The organism is Paraburkholderia sp. EB58, assembly GCF_050436665.1.
In the GTDB taxonomy this organism is placed as follows: Bacteria; Pseudomonadota; Gammaproteobacteria; order Burkholderiales; family Burkholderiaceae; genus Paraburkholderia.
This window is the reverse complement of sequence record NZ_JBNDMQ010000006.1, coordinates 64,481-86,247: the sequence shown is the minus strand read 5'-3', so window position 1 is coordinate 86,247 and position 21,767 is coordinate 64,481. Positions and strand designations below refer to the sequence as shown.

The 21,767-nt window shown below is 63.0% G+C and carries 18 protein-coding genes; 1 reads left to right on the top strand and 17 read right to left on the bottom strand.

Annotated elements, in window-relative coordinates; all coding sequences use genetic code 11:
• Positions 1–125 precede the first annotated feature (125 nt).
• The 4 genes from P3T40_RS10960 to P3T40_RS10945 form a co-directional block, all read right to left on the bottom strand.
• The gene (locus P3T40_RS10960; protein WP_429267712.1) at positions 126–653 is read right to left on the bottom strand and encodes an N-acetyltransferase family protein; all 528 of its coding nucleotides are present in this window, start codon (positions 651–653) and stop codon (positions 126–128) included.
• Entirely contained in the window at positions 650–1,240 is a 591-nt protein-coding gene (locus tag P3T40_RS10955) for a helix-turn-helix domain-containing protein (protein ID WP_429267711.1), read from the bottom strand. Before P3T40_RS10955 ends, P3T40_RS10960 begins: the two co-directional genes overlap by 4 nt.
• A 117-nt stretch (positions 1,241–1,357) precedes the next feature.
• Entirely contained in the window at positions 1,358–4,462 is a 3,105-nt protein-coding gene (locus P3T40_RS10950) for a sensor domain-containing protein (protein ID WP_429267710.1), read from the bottom strand.
• A gap of 268 nt (positions 4,463–4,730) precedes the next feature.
• On the bottom strand, positions 4,731–5,207 hold the full coding sequence (locus P3T40_RS10945; RefSeq protein WP_429267709.1) for a nitrate reductase associated protein: 477 nt from the start codon (positions 5,205–5,207) through the stop codon (positions 4,731–4,733).
• Between the two features lie 148 nt (positions 5,208–5,355).
• On the opposite strand from P3T40_RS10945, the gene fdhD reads away from it, so the two are divergent.
• Entirely contained in the window at positions 5,356–6,177 is an 822-nt protein-coding gene (gene fdhD / locus P3T40_RS10940) for a formate dehydrogenase accessory sulfurtransferase FdhD (RefSeq protein WP_429267708.1), read from the top strand.
• 88 nt (positions 6,178–6,265) lie between these two features.
• Here the strand turns inward: fdhD and P3T40_RS10935 are convergent, their stop codons facing one another.
• The 13 genes from P3T40_RS10935 to P3T40_RS10875 all read right to left on the bottom strand — a co-directional run bounded on the left by P3T40_RS10935 (position 6,266) and on the right by P3T40_RS10875 (position 21,697).
• Positions 6,266–7,036, bottom strand: a complete 771-nt coding sequence (locus tag P3T40_RS10935) for an enoyl-CoA hydratase (protein WP_429267707.1) — start codon at positions 7,034–7,036, stop codon at positions 6,266–6,268.
• A 126-nt stretch (positions 7,037–7,162) separates the two neighbouring features.
• Positions 7,163–8,362, bottom strand: a complete 1,200-nt coding sequence (locus P3T40_RS10930; protein ID WP_429267706.1) for an acetyl-CoA C-acyltransferase — start codon at positions 8,360–8,362, stop codon at positions 7,163–7,165.
• Between the two features lie 29 nt (positions 8,363–8,391).
• Complete coding sequence (locus P3T40_RS10925; RefSeq protein ID WP_429267705.1) at positions 8,392–10,827, bottom strand: 3-hydroxyacyl-CoA dehydrogenase/enoyl-CoA hydratase family protein; 2,436 nt, start codon at positions 10,825–10,827, stop codon at positions 8,392–8,394.
• A gap of 136 nt (positions 10,828–10,963) precedes the next feature.
• Complete coding sequence (locus P3T40_RS10920) at positions 10,964–12,751, bottom strand: acyl-CoA dehydrogenase C-terminal domain-containing protein (protein ID WP_429267704.1); 1,788 nt, start codon at positions 12,749–12,751, stop codon at positions 10,964–10,966.
• Between the two features lie 99 nt (positions 12,752–12,850).
• On the bottom strand, positions 12,851–13,450 hold the full coding sequence (locus P3T40_RS10915; protein WP_429267703.1) for a TetR/AcrR family transcriptional regulator: 600 nt from the start codon (positions 13,448–13,450) through the stop codon (positions 12,851–12,853).
• Between the two features lie 342 nt (positions 13,451–13,792).
• Positions 13,793–15,049, bottom strand: coding sequence for a cardiolipin synthase ClsB (gene clsB, locus P3T40_RS10910; protein WP_429267702.1), 1,257 nt, complete (start codon positions 15,047–15,049; stop codon positions 13,793–13,795).
• Positions 15,046–15,558: a dihydroneopterin triphosphate diphosphatase gene (gene nudB / locus P3T40_RS10905; RefSeq protein ID WP_429267701.1), complete on the bottom strand. Its 513-nt coding sequence runs from the start codon at positions 15,556–15,558 to the stop codon at positions 15,046–15,048. The genes clsB and nudB overlap by 4 nt, the downstream gene beginning before the upstream one ends.
• 160 nt (positions 15,559–15,718) lie before the next feature.
• Positions 15,719–17,518: an aspartate--tRNA ligase gene (gene aspS / locus P3T40_RS10900; RefSeq protein WP_429267700.1), complete on the bottom strand. Its 1,800-nt coding sequence runs from the start codon at positions 17,516–17,518 to the stop codon at positions 15,719–15,721.
• A 71-nt stretch (positions 17,519–17,589) separates the two neighbouring features.
• Positions 17,590–18,243 (bottom strand): DUF502 domain-containing protein, encoded by a 654-nt coding sequence (locus P3T40_RS10895; protein WP_429267699.1) that lies wholly within the window; start codon positions 18,241–18,243, stop codon positions 17,590–17,592.
• Between the two features lie 73 nt (positions 18,244–18,316).
• Positions 18,317–18,682 carry an FmdB family zinc ribbon protein gene (locus P3T40_RS10890; RefSeq protein ID WP_429267698.1) on the bottom strand — a complete coding sequence of 122 codons (366 nt, stop codon included), beginning with the start codon at positions 18,680–18,682 and terminating at the stop codon, positions 18,317–18,319.
• A 137-nt stretch (positions 18,683–18,819) separates the two neighbouring features.
• Entirely contained in the window at positions 18,820–19,458 is a 639-nt protein-coding gene (locus P3T40_RS10885) for a methyltransferase domain-containing protein (RefSeq protein WP_429267697.1), read from the bottom strand.
• A gap of 1 nt (position 19,459) precedes the next feature.
• Positions 19,460–21,037: a ubiquinone biosynthesis regulatory protein kinase UbiB gene (gene ubiB / locus P3T40_RS10880; protein WP_429267696.1), complete on the bottom strand. Its 1,578-nt coding sequence runs from the start codon at positions 21,035–21,037 to the stop codon at positions 19,460–19,462.
• A 15-nt stretch (positions 21,038–21,052) separates the two neighbouring features.
• Positions 21,053–21,697, bottom strand: a complete 645-nt coding sequence (locus tag P3T40_RS10875) for a ubiquinone biosynthesis accessory factor UbiJ (protein WP_429267695.1) — start codon at positions 21,695–21,697, stop codon at positions 21,053–21,055.
• Between the last annotated feature and the right edge of the window lie 70 nt (positions 21,698–21,767).

The window sequence follows — 21,767 nt, the reverse complement described above, 5'->3', positions numbered from 1 at the left end:
ATCAGGCTCCTGGTGACGCATTGCACGTCGCATCCTCGTTCCGGCCGGCGGCGAGGCGGTCCTTATAGATAGCCGATCTTTAACACGAAGGCAACAGCCGGACAAACGCCGTGCCTGATCCTTATTCACAGATGCTTGTAGTAAAACGTCGTCGCACAGAACTCGCCATCGGGCATCAGCGCGTATTTCGGCACCACCCCGGCTCGCTGCCAACCGGCCCGCTCGTACAAACGCTCGGCGTCACCACCCGTCACCGTATCCAGCACCAGCACGGTCTTGCCTTCCTCACGCGCTACCGCGTCGACGGCCACCATCAACTGCTGCGCAATCCCTCGCCGCCGCGCCTTGCGCGACACCAGCATCTTGGCGACATCCGCCCGATGCGGCTGATTATCCGGCTGCGCAGTGATCAACTGCACGGTGCCGAGGAGCTCGCCCTCGCGCGTCTCAGCGATCAACAGCGCGCGCTCGTTGCGCGCTACGCCCTCGGCGACGCCGCGCCAGAACGCCAACGCTTTCTCACGCGGCAACGGCAGCATAAAGCTCACCGAGGCGCCGCCTTCGACGCAATCGATCAGCACATCAGCCAATGCCGCCACGCAGGCGACGGCTTCATTCGCGCCGATCCGCCGCACGCTGACTTCTTCGCTCATCCGTTTCTCCTTGTCTGCGCAAGCGGTGCGGTAACCAGCGCCACGAGGTAGCGGGCCGGCTCGCGAGTGGGGTTGCGAAACACGATGGGGCAGTCGAGCCGCATGGTGAGGCAGTCGCCCGTTTCCAGACGCCAGTGCACCTCACCCACCGTCATCTCCATCACGCCGTCGATCATCCAGACCTGCTGGTGAATCTCGACGTCGCGTGCGCTGGTGTCGTAAGCGACCTGCTGGCCGGCCGGGAAATTGACCTCTACCAACTGGATAGGCGAGCGCGCCGCAGGCGACAGATTGCGGCGGACATAGCCGGAAGTCGGATCGGTCCACACCGGCTGCGCGGCAGCGCGGGCCATCGGCGAGGGCTCGGCGGCCGGCGCTGCGCTCTCTTCGAACAGCGAGGCAAGCGTGACGGCCAGCGCGGTGGCGAGCTTGTCGAGCACGGTAGCCGTCGGGCTGCTCTGGCCGCGCTCGATCAGCGAGATGGTGGATCGGCTCACGCCGCTGCGTTCGGCGAGCGTGTCGAGTGAGAAGCCTTGAGCGTTGCGAAGCTCACGCACACGGCTGGCGATTCGGTTGTTGATGTCCATGTTATCCAGTTTACTAGAACAAAATTCTAGTAAACTGAAAATTACACGGCGGCCGTGAATGACGCGAAAGGACGACACGGCCTCGCGGCGAGCCTCTTGAGAGGCATCAGGCCGCCGCTACGCCATCACCGCCGCCCCGCCCTGCAGCAGGTTTGGAATCGCGTCACGCGGCATGGGCCTGGAAAAGTAAAAGCCCTGCATTTCGTCGCACGCGCGCTCCTTGAGAAAGTCGAGTTGCGCGGAAGTCTCCACGCCTTCGGCGATCACCTGCAATTTCAGCGAGTGCGCGAGCGCGATGATTGCCGACGTGATGGTCTCGTCATCGCCCGACACGCCGATATCCGACACAAACGAGCGGTCGATTTTCAGGCGGTCCACCGGGAAGCGCTTCAGGTAGCTGAGGCTCGAATAGCCGGTGCCGAAGTCATCGATCGCCAGCCCAATACCGAGCGCGTGCAGCGAATTGAGCATCAACACCGCTTCCTCGGCGTTGCGCATGATCGTGCTTTCGGTGAGTTCCAGTTCGAGGTATTGCGGCTCGAGCCCGGTCTCCTCGAGCACCTGGGTCACCAGCTTCACGATATCGTGCTGCTGGAACTGCCGCGCCGAGAGATTCACCGACACACGCGCCGGCGGCAAGCCTTCATCCTGCCAGGCCTTGTTTTGCCGGCACGCCTCGCGCAGCACCCACTCGGAGAGCGGCCCGATCAGCCCGCACTCCTCCGCCACCGGGATAAACGACGACGGCGGAATCAGCCCCACTTCCGGATCGCGCCAGCGCACCAGCGCCTCCATACCAACGATCTGCCCCGTCACCATATCCACCTGCGGCTGGTAGTGCAGCAGGAACTCGTTGTCGCGCAACGCGCGCCGCAGACGGCGTTCGAGATTCAGCCGCGCACCCGCGCTCGCATTCATCTCCGGCTGGTAGAACTGGAAGTTATTGCGGCCCATGTCCTTCGCGCGGTACATCGCGAGGTCGGATTTCTTCATGAGCGTTTCGGCATCCTCGCCATCCTGCGGGAACAGGCTCGCCCCCATGCTGCAGCCCACATACAGCTCGGTGCCATCGAGCCACACCGGTTCCGAGATCGACGCCCGCACCCGCTCCATCCACGCGATCAGCGACTGCTCATCGACGATATCGGTCATGACGATCACGAACTCGTCGCCGCCGTGGCGCGCCACCGTATCGCTCGCCCGTGCGCAACGCGAGAGCCGCTCGGCGACGACGCTCAGCAAGCGGTCGCCGACGCTGTGTCCGAGGCTGTCATTGACGTTCTTGAAGCCGTCCAGATCCATGAACACGACGGCGACACCCTTGTGGTGCCGTTTGGACACGATCAACGCATGCTGCAGACGGTCGCGCAGCAGGTTGCGGTTCGGCAGCCGGGTGAGGCTGTCGTAGTTCGCCTGATACTCGAGTTGCTCCTGATAGCGGATCAGATCGGTAACGTCGTTGATGACGCCGATGTGATGCGTTGTCTCGCCGTCCGGATTCGGCACCGGCGCAATGAAAAGCTGGTTCCAGAACAACGCGCCGTCTTTACGGTAGTTGCGCAGCACCGCGCTTACCTCGCGATTGGCGGCGAGCGACTGCCGGATCAAGGCAATCCCCTCCTGATCGCGGTCGTCGCGTTGCAACAGGCGGCAGTCCTGACCGATCACCTCGGCCGCGTCATAGCCCGTAATGCGCTTGAAAGCCGGGTTCACGTATTCGATCAGATTACCGGCGGCGGTCGGCCCGGTGATCAGGATCGCGTTCACGCTCGCATCGAGCGCGCGGCTTTGCAGCCGCAGCGCGAGATCAGCGCGCTTGCGTTCGGTGATGTCCGTATAGGAACCGAGCACGCCGATCACGCGGCCATCGCTATCGGTGAACGGCAGCTTGCTCGTCACGGTGGTGCGGTGTACACCGTCGATCACCAGATCGACCTCAAAATTCATCTTCGGCACGCCCGTGCTGACCACCTCGATGTCGTGCGCCCGGACCTCGTCGGCGAGCGCCCGCCACGGCAGGTCGTGATCGGTCTTGCCTACCACCTGCTCCGGATAAGCGAGCCCGGCGTCGCGGGCGAACGCCATATTGCAGCCCAGATAGCGCGATTCCTGATCCTTCCAGAAGATTCGCTGCGGGATATTGTCGATCACCGTTTCGAGCATCTGGTTCGAGCGCTGCGCCTCGGCTTCGGCATTGATCTGCTCGGTGACGTCATCGGCCAGCACAAAGATCGCCGGACGGCTCATGTAGGTCAGGTAATGATACGAAATGTCGGCGCTGATGGTCGAGCCGTCCTTGCGCCGGTGATGCCACACGCCCGCCATGATGCGACCCTGCATTGGGCCGCCTTCGCTGCGCGAGAGGTGCGATTCGAGGCGGCCGATCTCGCCGTTCGGCCGGATCGCGCGAATCGTCATGCCGAGGAATTCGCTCTCCGAATAGCCGTATTGCTGCGTGGCGGCGGTGTTGACCGCGAGAAAACGCAGCGTCTCGCGATCGAAGATGTACATCGGCACCGGGTGGGTGTCGAACAGGCCGCGAAAGCGCTCGTCGTGGCGGCGCAAAGCCTTGGCGACCCGCAACCGCTCGCGTGCCGCGCTCTCGCGGGCGCCGAACGTATAGATCAGGAGCGAACTGCCCGCCAGCATCGTGACGATCAGGAGCAGCATGGCGTGCTGCGTCTGCCGGTTCGACTCCGCCAGCGACGCCTGCAGTGCATGATTTTCCTGTTGCCGCAGCGTTGCCAGCGCGGCTTCCACGCGGCCCAGCTCCATGCCCAGCCGCGTATAGGCCGACGCCGCCCAGGCGCGCGAGTCGTCAGGTGCGCTCGCCTGGGCGCGCACTAGCGCGGCCTCGATTTCAACTTGCAGACCGCGGCTCTCGCTGCTCAGCTTGCCCAGCGAGGCGGACATCATCGGCTCATCGGCGAGTTCGGCGGCCAGGGTGCGCTCCAGTCCGGAGAGCGACGCCGTCATCGCGGACGCCGCGTCAGCCGCCTCTGGCCGCCCGGTCGCCTCGTAGCGCCCCAGTGCCGCAAGGCCGCTGTCCAGCGCGGTGCGATATGCGTCGAGATTCTGGCGGATGTCGGTCGAGCGCAGGGTGCGCACATCGGCGTCGCGCTGGCCGCGGATCTGCGTGTAGGCGACGAACGCGTTCGCGCCGACCGCTGCGGCGACGACTGCCAGATTGATCAGCAGCCGCCTCGATAGGAAAGGATTCATGAGCTCCGAACGTCATTCGTTCTGCGGGCGGGAGCGCGCTCAGGATCGTCCGCTTTCGATGCGTCGTGTAGCACGTGCATCTTCCTGCATCCGCCCGGTCTATGGTTCTTTTACGCGCCAACCCATGGTTATCGGCCGCAGCTGGAACAGCTTGAGGGGGAAATGTGAAATTATTTGCGGGGGGCGTGGCAGGGAAAACCTCCCGGCGAGGCCGGCCCGGCAAGCGCTATTGGGCCAGACGTACGCGCCGAGACCTACCCGGCCAGACCTACCCGGTCAGACCGAATTCCTTCATGGCGGGCACAAAGTCGTGGTTCGCTTCCGGCTTGCGTGACAGCTTGGCGAGCACATAGCGCTTGAACGGGTCGAGTTGCGCCCATTGGTCTGCGCTCGGAGCATGCAGGCTGGCGAGCGACGCCTGATGCAGCACCCCTTCCGGCACCGCATCCGCACGGCGCCACGCCGGCGCGTCTTCGGGCGTGAACCAGTCGGGCTCGACGTTCGCATGCGTGCGCAGCATCTCGAACAGCGCATGGTCGAAATTCGGCTCGATCGCGGCGTCTTCCTCGACCGGGAAACGCGCCAGCAGCTTGCGGTCTTCGTACGGCAGCATCTGCCACTGGGCCAGCGAGACGCGCAGTCCGAAGCGGTCGAGATTGAAACGTACCGCCATCGGGATATAGGTGAGATCCTCAGAAGACTCGACTTCGAAGTCGAACAGGAGGGGCGCTTCGTTCAGTCCCATGACAGTATCCTCGTTGATGCCCTTTAATGCGCTTGGTTGGCAGGCAACACGCAATGCCAGCTTGAGGTATTTTAGAACCTTATTCGCGCAGCGGCGGCCCGGTCTGGCTGGGGCCAGCGCGCGTACCGTATGGTTAAAGGAGTCAGGTGTGAACGAACTGGAAACGGCCGACCAGCCGGGCATCGTCGAGCGGCAGGTGCGCCGGCATCGCGGCGACGCGGTGCAAACCGTGACGGATCACGTCGGTCAGGAGTGGCCGGTAGCGCTCGTATTCAACGGCATTTCGCACGCCGTGATGATGTGTACGCCGCGCGATCTGGAGGCGTTCGCGGTCGGATTTGCGATTTCGGAAGGAATTGTCGCGCGCGGCAGCGATATTCAGGACATCGAGGTGGCGTGTTACGGCGGCGAATTGCCGCATGCTGAAGTGCAATTGCAGGTCGTGCAACAAGCGTTTGTTGCGCTGAAAGAAAAGCGCCGGGCGCTCGCCGGCCGGACCGGCTGCGGCGTGTGCGGCATCGAAAGCATCGATTTGCTGGATCTGAAGCCGGAGCGCGTGCCGGATACCGGTTTTCTGGAACGGCTGGCGCCGGACGCAATTGCCCGCGCCGCGCGGGCGCTTCCGGAGCATCAATCGCTGACCAAGCTGACGGGTGGCCTGCACGCGGCGGCGTGGTGCGATGCGACAGGCGCGATTCGCCTCGCGTTCGAGGATGTCGGCCGTCACAACGCGCTGGATAAGCTGATTGGCCAACTGGTGCTCGACCGCGCGGATACGAAGGACGGCTTCGTGTTCCTGTCGAGCCGCGCGAGCTATGAGCTGGTGCGCAAGGCCGCACGCGTCGACGTGCCGATGCTGGCGACCATCTCGGCGCCGTCGTCGCTGGCAATTTCGATTGCGCGCCAGGCCGGTGTGCGGCTGGTGAGCTTCTGTCGCGAAGCGGGTTACGTCGACTACGAGACGGTTTAAGTGGGGTGGGCCAAGACCTTACGCGGTCCGGACCGCACGGCCCGGCTCGTTGTCACACCGCCGCGGCCCGACCTACCCCCCGCCAATCTCAATCGAATTGCCGGAAATCCGGCTTGCGCTTCTCGAAGAACGCCTTGAACGCCTCGCGCGCTTCCGGCGCGAGCAGCATCTTGCCGAAGTGCACCGCTTCCTCGCTCATCTGCGTTTGCAGTTCATGGTGGCTCGCGCGCTTCATCAACGACTTGGTGACGCGTAGCGACGAAGCCGGCAAGGCTGCCAGTTTCGACGCTTGCTCCAGCGCAAAGGCGTCGACTTCCGCAACCGGCAGCAGACGGTTCACGAAGCCCATACGCTGGGCTTCGTGCGCGTCGAACGCTTCGCCGAGTAGCAGCTTTTCAGCGGCGGCCTGATAGCCGGCGATGCGCTGCAACAGCAGGCTCGACGCCGCTTCCGGGCACAGTCCAAGCTGCGCAAACGGCAGCGAGAACTTCGCGGTGTCGGCGGCGTAGACCAGATCGCAATGCAGCAACAGCGTGGTGCCGATGCCCACCGCCGCGCCTGCCACGGAAGCCACCACGGGCTTTTCCGCCGAGCTGATCGCGCGCAGGAACTGGAACACCGGCGCGCTCTCGCCCATTGGCGGCGTTTTCATGAAATCTTCGAGATCGTTGCCGGCGCTGAAAATCCCGACGCTGCCGCGAATCAGGATGGCCCGCACCGCCGCATCGCCCTGCGCTTCAACCAGCGCATCGGCCATCGTCTGGTACATCGCGGCCGTAATCGCGTTCTTCTTGTCCGGCCGGTTGAAGGCAATCGTCAGCACGCCGTTGGCGCGCTCGATCAGAATGTCCATTGTCATCTCCTCGTACTCCTGCTCACTTCAGCTGAATGGAAAAACGGTCCGCAAGCCTCGCGGCCTGCGAACCGTTCAGCGGTCCTCATGGGAGGCCGCGTGTGAGTCCATAGCGGACCACGGCGTACATGCTTACAGACGCTCGATGATGCCCGCCGCGCCCATACCCGTACCGACACACATGGTGATCATGCCGTACTTGTAGTTACGGCGACGCAGGCCGTGCACCACTGTCGACGCACGAATCGCACCCGTCGCGCCGAGCGGGTGGCCCAGCGCAATCGCGCCGCCGAGCGGGTTGATCTTCGACGGATCGAGACCGAGGTCCTGAATCACCGCCAGCGACTGCGCAGCAAAAGCTTCGTTCAGTTCGATCCAGTCGAGGTCTTCCTGCTTCAGACCCGCGGCCTTCAGCGCAGCCGGAATCGCTTCCTTCGGACCGATGCCCATGATTTCCGGCGGCACGCCACGCACGGCGAAGCTGACGAAACGCGCAAGCGGCGTCAGGTTGAATTCCTTGAGCATCTTTTCCGACACCACGATCAGCGCGCCGGCGCCGTCCGAGGTCTGCGAGCTATTGCCCGCCGTCACCGAACCCTTGTTGGCGAACACGGTGCGCAGCTTGGCCAGCCCTTCCATCGACGTGTCCGCGCGCGGACCTTCGTCGAGCGCGACTTCGCGCGTCTTCACCTTCACTTCGCCGGTAGCGAGATCGGGGAACCGCTCGGTAATCGTGTAGGCGGCGATTTCGTCATTGAACTCACCGGCTTGCTGCGCGGCAATCGCGCGGCGATGCGATTCGACCGAGAACTGGTCCTGCGCTTCGCGGCTGATCTTCCAGCGTTCAGCGACCTTCTCCGCGGTCAGGCCCATGCCGTAGGCGATGCCGAAGTCTTCGCTGCGATCGAAGATGTGCGGCGACATCGACGGCTTGTTGCCCATCATCGGCACCATGCTCATCGATTCGCAGCCGCCTGCGATCATCGCGTCCGATTCGCCGACGCGAATGCGGTCAGCGGCCATCGCCAGAGCCGTCAAGCCCGAGGCGCAGAAGCGGTTCACCGTCACGCCGCCGACCGTGTTCGGCAGGCCGGACAGCAGCGCGCCCATACGCGCCACATTCAGGCCTTGTTCCGCTTCCGGAATCGCACAGCCGATGATGGCGTCTTCGATCACCTTGGTGTCGAGGCCCGGCACTTGCGTCACGGCCGACTTGATCACGTGCACCAGCAGTTCGTCCGGGCGCGTGTTCTTGAACATACCGCGCGGCGCCTTGCCGATCGGCGTACGGCTCGCGGCGACGATGTATGCGTCTTGCAATTGCTTTGTCATTTGAGGCTCCTCAATTTGCTCGTCGCGCGTTAGTTACGCACCGGCTTGCCGGTTTGCAGCATGCCCATGATCCGTTCCTGCGTCTTCTGCGTGCCGAGCAGGTCGACGAACGCACGGCGCTCGAGTTTCAGCAGCCATTCTTCATCCACCAGGCTGCCAGCTTCGACATCGCCACCGCACACGGCTTCAGCAATCCGGCTCGCGATCAGGTAATCGTGTTCGCTGATGAAACGGCCATCGCGCATGTTGACGAGCGATGCCTTGATCGTCGCAATCGCCGAGCGGCCCGCTACCGGCACTTGCGTCACACGCAGCGGCGGACGGTAGCCCGCAGCGGATAGCGCACGTGCTTCCTTCTTCGCCACGTCGAGCAGTTCGAACACGTTGAAGACGATCGTGTCGGACGGCTTCAGATAGCCCATCGCGCGGGCATCGAGTGCGGAGGCCGAGACCTTGGCCATCGCGGCGTTTTCGAACGACTTTTGCACGAACTTCAGCAGATCGTTGGTCGCGCCAACTTGCGTCGCCGCTTCTGCTGCACGCAATGCGGCTTCCTTCAGACCGCCGCCTGCGGGCACGAGACCCACGCCCACTTCCACGAGACCCAGGTAGCTCTCGATGTGCGCCACACGCTTCGCGCTATGCAGCGCCAGCTCACAACCGCCGCCGAGCGCGATGCCCGACACGGCAGCAATGACCGGCACATTCGCGTACTTCACGCGCAGCATGCCTTGCTGGAATTTCTGCACGAACGGCTCGATGCCCTTCGCGCCGCCCATCATGAACGCGGGCATCGCTTCTTCCAGGTTTGCGCCAGCCGAGAACGGACCGCCCGGCGTGCCGAGCTTCAGCGACGTGGGCTGCCACACCACCAGGCCCTTGTATTCCTTCTCCGCCAGTTCGATCGCCTGCGTCAGGCCGTCGATCACCGACGGTCCAATCGTATTCATCTTGCTCTTGAACGAGACGATCAGGACGTCGTTCTCGCCCGCACGGTCGTCGACCCATGCGCGCACGGCGTCCGTTTCGAACAGCGTCTTGCCATAGGTCTTCGGATCGGCGCCGGTTTCGCCGACCAGCGGCGCACGGAACACCTGCTTCTCATACACAGAGAGTGAAGAGCGCGGCACGAAGGTCTGCGAAGCCGGCGACCACGAACCTTCGTTTGTATGCACGCCACCCTTCTCGGCCACCGGACCTTCGAGCACCCACGAAGGCAGCGGTGCGTTCGACAATGCCTTGCCTGCCGCGATGTCTTCCTGCACCCACTCGGCGATCTGCTTCCAGCCGGCCGTCTGCCAGCCTTCGAACGGACCTTCGTTCCAGCCGAAGCCCCAACGGATGGCCAGATCCACATCACGCGCGTTGTCCGCGATCGACTCCAGATGCACGCCGATGTAGTGATACACGTCGCGGAAGATCGACCACAGGAACTGCGCCTGCGGGTGTTCCGATTCGCGCAGGAGCTTCAGACGCTCCGCCGGCGGACGCTTGAGGATGCGGCCGACCAGTTCGTCGGCCTTGGCGCCGCCTTCGACGTACTCGCCCGTCTTCGGATCGAGCACCTTGATCGCCTTGCCTTCCTTCTTGTAGAAACCGCCGCCGGTCTTCTGACCGAGCGCGCCCTTTTTCACCAGTTCAGCGAGCACAGCGGGCGTTTCGTAGACCGGGAAGAACGGATCGTCCTTCAGGGTGTCCTGCATCGTCTTGATGACGTGCGCCATCGTGTCCAAACCGACCACGTCAGCGGTACGGAACGTCGCGGACTTCGCACGGCCCAGACGCGAACCCGTCAGGTCGTCCACTTCGTCGAAACGCAGACCGAACTTGGCGGCTTCGGTAATGACGGCGAGGATCGAGAAAATCCCGACGCGGTTAGCGATGAAGTTCGGCGTGTCTTTCGCACGGACGACACCCTTGCCGACCACGCTCGTCAGGAAGGTTTCGAGCTGATCGAGGATTTCCGGGCGCGTCGTCGCGGTCGGAATCAGCTCAACCAGATGCATGTAGCGCGGCGGATTGAAGAAGTGCACGCCGCAGAAGCGCGCCTTCAGTTCATCCGAGAAACCTTGCGACAATTCGGTGATCGACAGACCCGACGTGTTGGTCGCGAAGATCGCGTTCGGCGCGATATGCGGCGAAACCTTCTTGTACAGGTCGTGCTTCCAGTCCATCCGCTCGGCGATCGCTTCGATCACGAGGTCGCACTCGGCGAGCTTCTCGATGTCGTCGTCGTAGTTGGCGGGCTGGATGTACTGTGCGTCGTCCTTGACGCCGAACGGCGCCGGCGACAGCTTCTTCAGATTCTCGATCGCCTTCAACGCGATCGCGTTCTTCGGGCCTTCCTTGGCAGGCAGGTCGAATAGCAGCACGGGCACCTTGGCGTTGATCAGGTGCGCTGCGATCTGCGCGCCCATCACGCCGGCGCCGAGTACGGCTACCTTGCGAATGATCAGATTGCTCACGTCGTTCCTCCGGGGGAGTTATGCGGTGTCGCGAATGTTGGTTGGCGTTTCGTGCGGGTTCGCACGGGTTTCGCTATGCATGGCTGGCGGCAGCGCCACGCGTTTCAAGCACGCCTGACGCTGCCGTGAGGTGGCTTTAGAACAGCGCTTCGTCGACTTCCATCAGCGACTTCGAACCGGCGCGTGCCTGGCGAATCGTCATTGCCGTTTCCGGCAGCAGCTTGGCGAAGTAGAAGCGCGCGGTAGCAAGCTTGGCCTTGTAGAACGGATCGCCGGACGCTTCCTTGTCCAGTGCGATACGTGCCATGCGGGCCCAGAAGTACGAGAACACCAGATGGCCAACGGTACGCAGATACGGCACAGCCGCGGCGCCCACTTCGTCCGGGTTCTGCATGGCCTTCATGCCGATTTCCATGGTCAGCTTCTGCACCTTATCGCCGATATCGGCGAGCGGGTTCACGAACTCTTGCATTTCCGGCTTGATGCCTTCGGCTTCGACGAACTCCGTCACCAGCTTGCCGAACTTCTTCATCTTCGCGCCCATGTCACCGAGGACCTTGCGACCCAACAGGTCGAGCGACTGAATCGCATTGGTGCCTTCGTAGATCATGTTGATCCGCGCGTCGCGCACGTACTGCTCCATGCCCCACTCGGCGATGAAGCCGTGGCCGCCGTAGATCTGCATGGCGTGGTTGGTGCTTTCGAACGCGTTGTCCGAGAGAAACGCCTTCAGGATCGGCGTGAGCAGCGCGACCAGATCTTCCGCGTCCTTGCGTACCGATTCTTCGGCGTGCGACAGTTCCTTGTCGATGTGCAGCGCCGACCAGTACGAGAATGCGCGCGCGCCTTCTGCGTAGGCCTTTTGCGTGAGCAACATGCGACGCACGTCCGGGTGAACGATGATCGGGTCAGCGGCTTTTTCCGGCGCCTTCGGGCCGGTCAGCGAACGCATCTGCAGACGCTCTTTCGCGTAGGTCAGCGAGTTCTGATAACCGATTTCGGTCAGCCCCAGGCTCTGCATGCCGACGCCCAGACGCGCGGCATTCATCATCACGAACATGGCGTTCAGGCCCTTGTTCGGCTCACCGACCAGCCAGCCCTTCGCGTTGTCGAGGTTGATCACGCAGGTGGCGTTGCCGTGAATGCCCATCTTGTGTTCGATGGAACCGCACTTCACGGTGTTGCGCTCGCCCGGCTCGCCCGCTTCGTTCGGCACGAACTTCGGCACGATGAAGAGCGAGATGCCCTTGGTGCCCTTCGGCGCGTCCGGCAGACGCGCGAGCACGAGGTGGACGATGTTCTCCGCGAGATCGTGTTCGCCGCTGGAGATGAAAATCTTGGTGCCGCTGATCGAGTAGGAGCCGTCGCTATTCGGCTCGGCCTTGGTGCGCAGGATGCCGAGGTCCGTGCCGCAGTGCGGCTCGGTCAGACACATCGTGCCGGTCCAGACGCCCGAGACGAGCTTCGGCAAATAGAGCTTCTGCAGTTCCGGCGTGCCATGCGCGTGCAGGCATTCGTACGCGCCGTGCGACAAGCCCGGATACATCGTCCACGCCTGGTTGGCCGAATTAAGCATTTCGTACAAAGCGTTGTTGACGAACGCAGGCAGGCCCTGGCCGCCGTATTCCGGATCGCAGCCAAGCGCCGGCCAGCCGGCTTCAACGTATTGCTTGTACGCTTCCTTGAAGCCCTTGGGCGTGGTCACGACGCCGTCGCCGACGTACGTGCAGCCTTCCTGGTCGCCGCTCTGATTCAGCGGGAACAGCACTTCGGAGCAGAACTTGCCGGCCTCTTCCAGCACCGCATTGATCGTGTCGGCATCGAGATCCGCGTGCTTCGGCATCTGCTTGATTTCGCCTTCGACGTTAAGCAGCTCGTGCAACACGAATTGCATGTCGCGCAGTGGCGCGGCGTACTGTCCCATGACTCTCTCTCCAAAGTTTGACAAGAAGCCAGGCCGTCAGCTTTGGTCCTTTGTTCGGACTATTTAGCGCCGCTGGGTCCACCGGACCCGGCCGCCCTGCTAACGGCTTTCGCTCTGATACGAAACAATCAGTTTTTCGAGCGCGGCCCACGTGAGAGGCACGGCGTCCGGCAAGTGCAGGAAGCGTGCGTCGTGATGCAGGCCGAGCGTGAAGCTGTACAGTTCGAACAGCATCAGTTGCGGGTTGGTGTCCGCACGCAGATGCCCTTCTTCCATTGCCTGCGAAATGGCCCGGGTGAGCGCAGCACGCCATGTCGTCACGCTCGACACCAGTTGCTCGCGCACCTGGCTGTCCGCACGATCGTCGTACTCGACCGCACCGCTGATGTAGATGCATCCGGTTGTGACTTCCTGGATGCGCTTCTCAATCCAGCGGGAGATCATCGCGCGCAAACGCGGCAGGCCGCGCGGCTCGCGCAGACTCGGGAAAAACACCTCGTCTTCGAAACGACGGTGATATTCGCGCACCACTTCAACCTGCAAGTCTTCGCGCGACCCGAAGTGCGCAAACACGCCGCTCTTGCTCATCTGCATGCGCTCGGCCAGCAGCCCAATCGTCAGACCTTCTAGTCCGTCGCGGCTTGCCAGATCGAGTGCTGCTTCGAGAATCGCGGCTCGCGTTTGTTCGCCTTTTCGCATAGCTGTTTTACCGTTCTTATGTGACCGAAAGAAAAATCGAACGGCCGTACTATTATTGAGTGCTGCCGTCCGCGAAACAAGGACTTTATTAGAAACCGGTTTCTAACCGGAGCATCAATTTTGCGTCATACGTCAATCGGACGAGGGAGATTTTTTAGAGGCGTTTGCCTTGTCGTAGTGACTGGGCTCAACTGGCCGCGCGAGATGCGACCGGCAGGCGGGTTTGCCCTGGGCGGATTTTTGCGGGTGATGGCGGTTTGTGACGGTGACCTCGGCTCGTGACTTATGACTCGTGGCTCGTGACTTATGGCTCGTGACTCGTGGCTCGTGGCTCGTGCCGGACTAGTCGTATCCGCCCACCGTCAGCAGCTTCATCACGACGCGGTAGGTGTTATAGGCCAGCCAGTTCAACACGCGCTCGCCCGCCGGACGCGCCTCGTAGTGGGCGAGATCGATCCGCAGCGACTCGTCGAACGCCTTGAGGATCGCCTCGCGTAACGCGCCGATCTGCGGGTCCTGCACCAGCACGACGTTGGCCTCGTTGTTGAGCATCAGGCTCAATGCATCGAGGTTCGACGAGCCTACCGTCCCCCAGTTCGAATCGACCACGGCAACCTTGCCGTGCAACATGGTCTTTTCATATTCGGCGATCTTCACGCCGGCCTTCAGCAACGAGCGGTACAGGAACGGCACGGCGTAATCGAGCGCCGCGAACTCCTTGCGGCCAATGATGAGCTTCACGTCCACCCCGCGCCGCGCCGCATACGTCAGCGCCCGGCGCAGCTTGCGGCCCGGCATGAAATAAGGATTGGCGAGCAGCACCTCCGAGCGCGCCTGACCAATCGCGGTGAGATAGGCCTTCTCGATGGCGCGGCGGTTGATCAGGTTGTCACGCGCGACGAAGGCCACCACCGGCTCGCCCGCGCCCCGCAGATCGGCGCTGCGGTTGCGGCCGTGGCTCGGCGCGCCGGGGCTCGTATCGTCCTTGAGCGCGAAATCGGGCTGCAGCGACTCGACCGGCCGGTGGCCGAAGCGAATCCGATGCCATTGCGTCTCAAACGCCTCGCGCACATCGGCGACCACTGGCCCCCGCAATTCGACCGCGAAATCCCAGCGACGATACGGCAGACGCACACCGTCGTTTTCATAGTCGTCGACGATATTGATGCCGCCGCACCAGGCCACCTTGTCGTCGACCACCGCCAGCTTGCGATGCGTGCGCGAAAAGCCGAAGCGGCCGAATATATGCGGGTTGTAGATCCGATGCTCGACGCCGCGTGCTGGCCAGTCGTTGAAAAGCGGCAGACGCGCGGTGCCGGTGCCATCGGTAATCACGCGCACGCGCACGCCCCGGTCGGCCGCGCGCAGCAACGCGGCGCTCACGGCCTGGCCCGCGCTGTCATTGCAGAAGATATACGTTTCGAGAACGACGTCCTTCTCGGCCGCGTCGACGCGCTCGATCAGCGAAGTAAAAAAAGCCTCGCCTGAAAGAAACAGTTGGACTTCGTTACCGGCGGTGAAGCGGTATTTCGACCAATAACGACGACCGAACAGCGTCTGCCGAAGTCGCTCGAAATGCCGCGGACCACCGCCCGTCATCGGAACCGCCCCTTCAGGCGCTGCGGCAACTGCAGGATCGCGTCAGCGTTCGACGATGAAAAGCAGCGCTCGGCGGCCTCTTCATAGGGCAGCCAGAGGTGTGCCGTATGCTCGAGCGGCGCGAGCGTCACCTCGCAGCGTTCCGGCACCTCGAGGCTGAACCAGTGCTCGGTGTTGTGCGTGACGCCCTCGGCATAGCGATGCCGCCAGACCGGATAGATCTCATACTCGATCTGATACTGCCAGTCGAACAGCGCCTCACGCGGCACGGCGGGCCTGCCGATCACGATACCGGTCTCCTCGGCCACTTCGCGTGCGGCGGTCTCGGCAAGCGGCTCGTCGAGCGTATCTTTCGAGCCGGTCACCGACTGCCAGAAGCCCGCGCGGTCGGCCCGTTCGATGAGCAGCACATCGAGCCCCGGCGTATGGATCACAACAAGAACGGATTCGGGAATCTTCGGCGGTTTCGGCATGGCGATAAGACTAGGCGCGCGCTGCGCGCGGTACATGTCGGTCGACGGTATGGCTTCGAGTATTGCTTGGCGTGTTGCTTCGACTGTAACGCAAAAAACGAAAAAGGCGCATGACGCGCCTTTTTCGTTTGCTTGATTGCGGCTCATTGAGTTGCTAAATGAGCCGCCAAATGACCCGCTGAAGCAGCCTGCAGCCTTATGCCTTCGCTTCCGGTTGACGCAGACGGATGTGCAACTCGCGCAACTGGCGCTCGTCCACTTCGCTCGGCGCCTGCGTGAGCAGATCCTGCGCACGCTGCGTCTTCGGGAACGCGATCACGTCGCGGATCGAATCGGCGCCGGCCATCATCGTGATGATGCGGTCGAGACCGAAGGCGATACCGCCGTGCGGCGGCGCGCCGTATTGCAGCGCGTCGAGCAGGAAGCCGAACTTGGCGCGTGCTTCTTCCGCATTGATCTTGAGCGCGCGGAACACCTTGCTCTGCACTTCTTCACGGTGAATACGCACTGAACCGCCGCCGATTTCCCAGCCGTTCAGCACCATGTCGTATGCCTTGGCCAAGCAGCGGCCCGGATCCGTTTCCAGATACTCGAGGTGCTCGTCCTTCGGGCTCGTGAACGGGTGATGCGCGGCAACATAGCGGTTTTCTTCTTCGTCGTATTCGAACATCGGAAAGTCCACCACCCACAGCGGCTTCCAGCCGGTCTCGACGAGGCCGTTGGCCTTGCCGAATTCCGAGTGACCGATCTTCAGACGCAGGGCGCCGAGGCTGTCGTTGACGACCTTCGCACGATCCGCCGCGAAGAAAATGATGTCGCCGTCTTGCGCGCCGGTGCGCTCGATGATGGCCTTGACGGCTTCGTCGTGCAGGTTCTTGACGATCGGGCTTTGCAGACCGTCACGGCCCTTCGCGACTTCGTTGACCTTGATCCAGGCGAGACCCTTCGCGCCATAGATGCGCACGAATTCCGTATAGCTGTCGATGTCGCCACGCGAAAGCTCGCTACCCTTCGGCACGCGCAGCGCCGCAACGCGGCCGTCCTTGGTGTTGGCCGGCGTGCTGAACACCTTGAAGTCGACGTCCTTGACCGCGTCGGTCAGGTCGGTGAATTCGAGCTTCACGCGCAGGTCCGGCTTGTCCGAACCGAAACGGCGCATCGCTTCCGAGTACTGCATCACCGTGAATTTTTCGTCCAGTTCGACGCCGATCGTCACCTTGAACACGTGACGGATCATCGCTTCGAACAGGTCGCGAATTTCCTGCTCCGAAAGGAACGAGGTTTCGCAGTCGATCTGCGTGAATTCCGGCTGACGGTCAGCGCGCAGGTCTTCGTCGCGGAAGCACTTAACGATCTGGTAGTAGCGGTCGAAGTTGGCGACCATCAGCAACTGCTTGAAGAGCTGCGGCGACTGCGGCAGCGCGAAGAATTGGCCGGCGTTGGTACGCGACGGCACGAGGTAGTCGCGCGCGCCTTCCGGCGTGCTCTTCGTGAGCATCGGCGTTTCGATGTCGATGAAGCCTTGCGCGTCGAGGTACTTGCGCACTTCGATCGCGACGCGATAACGCAGGCGCAGGTTGTGCTGCATCTGCGGACGACGCAGGTCCAGCACGCGATGCGTGAGACGCGTGGTTTCGGAGAGGTTGTCGTCGTCGAGCTGGAACGGCGGCGTGACCGACGCATTGAGCACGGTCAGCTCATGGCACAGCACTTCGATCTTGCCGCTCTTCAGACCGGCATTGGTCGTGCCTTCCGGACGGTTGCGCACGACACCCTTGATCTGCACGCAAAACTCGTTGCGCACGCCTTCGGCAGTCTTGAACATCTCCGCGCGATCCGGGTCGCACACGACCTGAACGAGGCCTTCACGGTCGCGCAGGTCGATGAAGATAACGCCGCCATGGTCACGGCGACGGCTCACCCAGCCGCACAGCGACACGGTTTGGCCCAACAGGTGTTCGGTCACCAGACCGCAGTATTCAGATCGCATCGACATGATGTTTGTCTTTCGTTTTGCATTAGTTGAACGGCGCGCTGCTCATGAAACTGAAACAATGCGTGCCGGCATTACATCGGAGGCTCGATGGTGGTGCGGCGCACCTGCGCCGGAGGCGCGGACGGCGCCACCACGCCCATCGAGACAATGTACTTGAGCGCAGCGTCGACTGTCATGTCGAGTTCGATCACTTCGCTCTTAGGCACCATCAGGAAGAAGCCGGACGTCGGGTTCGGCGTAGTCGGCACGTACACGCTGACGTGATCTTCCCTCAGGTGGTTGACCACGTCGCCGCCCGGGATCCCGGTCAAAAACGCAATCGTATAGGACCCCTTGCGCGGATACTCGATCAGGAGTGCCTTGCGAAACGCATTGCCGCTGCTCGAGAGCAACGTATCCGACACCTGCTTGACGCTCGTGTAGATCGGCCCCACGACTGGGATATGGCCAACGAGCAGTTCCCACCACTTCACGAGCTTCTGCCCGATGAAGTTTTGCGTCAACAGCCCGACGATGAAGATGAACGCCAGCGTCAGCACCGCGCCGAGGCCGGGCAGCCGGAAGCCGAGCGCCCGCTCCGGCTGCCAGGACTCCGGCAGCAGCAGCAGCGTCTGATCCATCGTGCCGATAATCAGACCGAGCACCCACAAGGTGATGGCCAACGGCACCAGCACCAGCAGGCCAGTCAGAAACACCGATTTGAGCGTCGCTTTTTTCGTCGTCATGTGTATCGCCTGAAAGCCACCCCGGCTAAGCCAGGCGCGGCGAGTGTGCCGCCTCGAAAGACGGCGACGCTAGCTAGGCGTTGCCGGAGCCGCTGTTGGTGGCGGGTGCCGCTGCCGGCGCCGCCGGCGCTGCGGCCGTGCTCGTGGAACTCGTGGCCGCGCTGTCCGACGCACCGGTTGCAGCGCTACCGCCTTCGGTCTTGGCCGGTGCTGCCTCAGTGCCGCCGTTCGGGGCCGCTGCGCTCTTTGCGCTATTGCCGCCCCGGAAATCGGTCACATACCAGCCCGAACCCTTCAACTGGAACCCGGCCGCAGTCACCTGCTTGCGAAAGCTGTCTTTTCCGCACTCAGGACAGTTCGTCAACGGCGCGTCGCTCATCTTCTGAAGCACGTCCTTCCCGAAGCCGCATGACTCGCAGCGATAAGCGTAGATCGGCATGATCTTTTCCCTACAGTAATCTGATAAACGCTTGCAAAGCCTTGAATTATAGCCGCAAACAATAGCCACCCCCGGATTTTGGGGGCGAGCGGCCGACGCAGGCACCGTTTTCTTAGGTGGGGGCGCTCCCCGCGGGATCAAGTCCCGGGCTCGGCCCGGCGGCGCCAGGTCAGCCAGCGTTCGCGACCGGCGAACACTGGGATCGAATCGCTTACCGGCTCGTCTTCGATCAAATCGAAGTACGGTGTCAACAAGACGTCGAGCTCGGCGCGTTCGATTCCGAACGGCGGCCCCTTCGGGGTGGCGCCGAGGAAAAAGAAGCCGGCGAGCAGCGCGCCCTGTGGCAGAAGCTCAGCCATGCGCTGTGCATAGTCCGCGCGGCGCTCCCTTGGCAATGCACACAGAAACGCGCGCTCGTACACCCAGTCCGGCGTGAAGGGTGGCTGCCAAGTGAAAAAATCCGCCTGCTCGACTACCTCCGCGTGTGACCCTAACTGCGCTCGCGCCGCTGCGACTGCCGCTGGGGAGAAATCGATCGCCTGCACCCGGCGTCCCTGACGGGCCAGCCATAGGGCCTCCCAAGCGCTGCCGCAACCGGGGATCACCACTGCCGCATCGGTATGCCGCGCGGCGAAGGCTTCAAACGCCGCAGGCACTCCCGCGTGATCCCATGGGATGAAACCGCGCTCAAAGCGTTCGTCCCAAAAGGCCGGAGAATTCGGGTCGCGCGTGGCGAAGTCGGCTGCTGCGGGGTTTAAAGGGTCGCTCGGTTGCATCCTATCCACCATATGCCAGCGCCAGCCACGCACGCGCCACCACTGCTCCGATCCCCACCGCGATCCCGAACAGCAGCAAGCCCTGCAGCAGCCGGTTGGTCCGCTTCTGCTCGAGCAGGATCTGGCGAACCATGTCGTCGCTCGTACCGCGCGAGTTGTCGTGACGCTCCGCCAGCACGTGATGGATCAGGCGCGGCAATTGCGGCAGCGTTTTGCTCCACTGCGGCGCCTCGATCTTGAGCCGCTCATACCAGCCGCGCAGGCCGATCTGTTCGTTCATCCAGCGTTCGAGGTAAGGCTTGGCGGTCTTCCAGAGGTCGAGTTCGGGATCGAGCGAACGCCCCAGCCCTTCGACGTTCAGCATGGTCTTCTGCAGCAACACGAGTTGCGGCTGGATCTCCACATTGAAGCGGCGCGAGGTGGAGAACAGGCGCATCAGCACCTGGCCCAGCGAAATGTCCTTCAGCGCGCGATCGAAGTACGGCTCGCAGACGGCACGAATCGCGCTCTCCAGTTCTTCGACGCGCGTGGTGTGCGGCACCCAGCCCGACTCCAGGTGCAGCGTGGCGACCCGATGGTAGTCGCGCTTGAAGAACGCGAGGAAGTTCTGCGCGAGGTAGTTTTTATCAAAGTCCGACAGCGCGCCGATGATGCCGAAGTCAAGGGCGATATAGCGCCCGAAGTGCGCCGGATCGAGACTCACCTGAATGTTGCCCGGGTGCATGTCGGCGTGGAAAAAGCCGTCGCGGAACACCTGGGTGAAGAAGATTTCGACGCCTTCGCGGGCCAGCTTCGGAATGTCCACACCCGCGGCGCGCAGCGTCTCCACCTGGCTGATCGGCACGCCGACCATGCGCTCCATCACCAGCACGGTGGGCGTGCAGAACTCCCAATACATCTCGGGCACGAGCAGCAGATCGAGGCCCGCGAAGTTGCGGCGCAACTGGCTACCGTTGGCCGCTTCGCGCATCAGGTCGAGTTCATCGTGCAGGTACTTGTCGAATTCTGCGACCACCTCGCGTGGCTTCAGACGCTTGCCGTCGGCCCACAGACGTTCGGCCCAGACCGCGATGTCGCGCAGCAGTGCGAGGTCGGAGTCGATCACGGGCAACATGTTCGGGCGCAGCACCTTCACCGCGACGGCCTTGCCCGCATGCTGGCCGGCCTTCACCTTCGCAAAGTGCACCTGCGCGATCGACGCGCTCGCCACCGGCACCCGTTCGAAATCGTCGAACAGCACGTCGACCGGCGCACCTAGCGACTTTTCGACGAGGCCGATCGCCACGTCCGAAGGGAACGGCGGCACCTGGTCCTGCAGCTTGGCGAGCTCGTTGGCGATATCGACGGGCAGCAGATCACGCCGGGTAGACAGCACCTGGCCAAACTTCACGAAGATCGGCCCAAGGCTCTCGAGCGCGAGGCGCAGCCGCACACCCGGCGGCTGATCGAACTTGCGGCCAATGGTGGTGATACGCAGCAACAACCGCACGCGACGGTCGTTGATGCGGCCCAGCATCATCTCATCGAGACCGAAGCGGATGACTGTGAAGAAAATCTTGAGGAAACGCAGAAAACGCATGGTTGAGCCCGGTGACTAGCGCGTGCCGCGCGACGTGGCGGCGCCGCCCGGCGCATTGGCGCCGCGGGCTTCGACCTTCCGTTCAAGGCGCTCGAGGCGCTTTTCGACGCGCGCCAGCGCATCGCGGGCCCGGGCGAGTTCGGCGTTGAACTCGTCGAGCGCGGCGCGGCGCACCAGTTGCGGATTTTCATCGAGCAGATACTCAGCGACCGAGTCGAGCAGATTGCGCCCGGTGCGGCGCGCATGCTCGCCGACCGACCGCGCAACGGTGGCCACCCGCCAGGCCGGACCATCGCCGATCAGCCGCGCCAGGTCTTCCTCCGGCTCCCAGCGCAAATGCTCGGCCAGTTTGGCGATCGCCGTGGCGAACTCCGCGTCGCCCTCGATCTTCACGTGCTTCATCACCGCCGCTTGACCGCCCTGTACGAAGGCCGGCAGCGCCTCGGACGGCACGGAGACAGTGACGTCGAACTGATGCGTTTGCGTTTCATCGACCGCGGCCAGATAGCCGTCCGGCTGAACCAGCAGGATCAGAACGACAGGCGGACAGGATAGCCGGGCAGTCTTGCCGGCGTAGGGGACGAGGCGCTCACGTGCCCACGATTCGCGGGCGAGCAGATGATTGACGGCAGCAGCGAAGGGCTTGGCGGCGAGGGTCATTGAAAGTGGCAAGAAAAAACCCGCGCGGGCGATGTGCCCGCGCGGGTTCCTATTGTAACGTCCGTTCGCT

Coding starts and splice junctions, on each gene's coding strand:
- P3T40_RS10960 (WP_429267712.1), bottom strand. CDS start 653: ATGAGCGAAGAAGTCAGCGTGCGGCGGATCGGCGCGAATGAAGCCGTC.
- P3T40_RS10955 (WP_429267711.1), bottom strand. CDS start 1,240: ATGGACATCAACAACCGAATCGCCAGCCGTGTGCGTGAGCTTCGCAAC.
- P3T40_RS10950 (WP_429267710.1), bottom strand. CDS start 4,462: ATGAATCCTTTCCTATCGAGGCGGCTGCTGATCAATCTGGCAGTCGTC.
- P3T40_RS10945 (WP_429267709.1), bottom strand. CDS start 5,207: ATGGGACTGAACGAAGCGCCCCTCCTGTTCGACTTCGAAGTCGAGTCT.
- P3T40_RS10935 (WP_429267707.1), bottom strand. CDS start 7,036: ATGACAATGGACATTCTGATCGAGCGCGCCAACGGCGTGCTGACGATT.
- P3T40_RS10930 (WP_429267706.1), bottom strand. CDS start 8,362: ATGACAAAGCAATTGCAAGACGCATACATCGTCGCCGCGAGCCGTACG.
- P3T40_RS10920 (WP_429267704.1), bottom strand. CDS start 12,751: ATGGGACAGTACGCCGCGCCACTGCGCGACATGCAATTCGTGTTGCAC.
- P3T40_RS10915 (WP_429267703.1), bottom strand. CDS start 13,450: ATGCGAAAAGGCGAACAAACGCGAGCCGCGATTCTCGAAGCAGCACTC.
- clsB (WP_429267702.1), bottom strand. CDS start 15,049: ATGACGGGCGGTGGTCCGCGGCATTTCGAGCGACTTCGGCAGACGCTG.
- nudB (WP_429267701.1), bottom strand. CDS start 15,558: ATGTACCGCGCGCAGCGCGCGCCTAGTCTTATCGCCATGCCGAAACCG.
- aspS (WP_429267700.1), bottom strand. CDS start 17,518: ATGTCGATGCGATCTGAATACTGCGGTCTGGTGACCGAACACCTGTTG.
- P3T40_RS10895 (WP_429267699.1), bottom strand. CDS start 18,243: ATGACGACGAAAAAAGCGACGCTCAAATCGGTGTTTCTGACTGGCCTG.
- P3T40_RS10890 (WP_429267698.1), bottom strand. CDS start 18,682: ATGCCGATCTACGCTTATCGCTGCGAGTCATGCGGCTTCGGGAAGGAC.
- P3T40_RS10885 (WP_429267697.1), bottom strand. CDS start 19,458: ATGCAACCGAGCGACCCTTTAAACCCCGCAGCAGCCGACTTCGCCACG.
- ubiB (WP_429267696.1), bottom strand. CDS start 21,037: ATGCGTTTTCTGCGTTTCCTCAAGATTTTCTTCACAGTCATCCGCTTC.
- P3T40_RS10875 (WP_429267695.1), bottom strand. CDS start 21,697: ATGACCCTCGCCGCCAAGCCCTTCGCTGCTGCCGTCAATCATCTGCTC.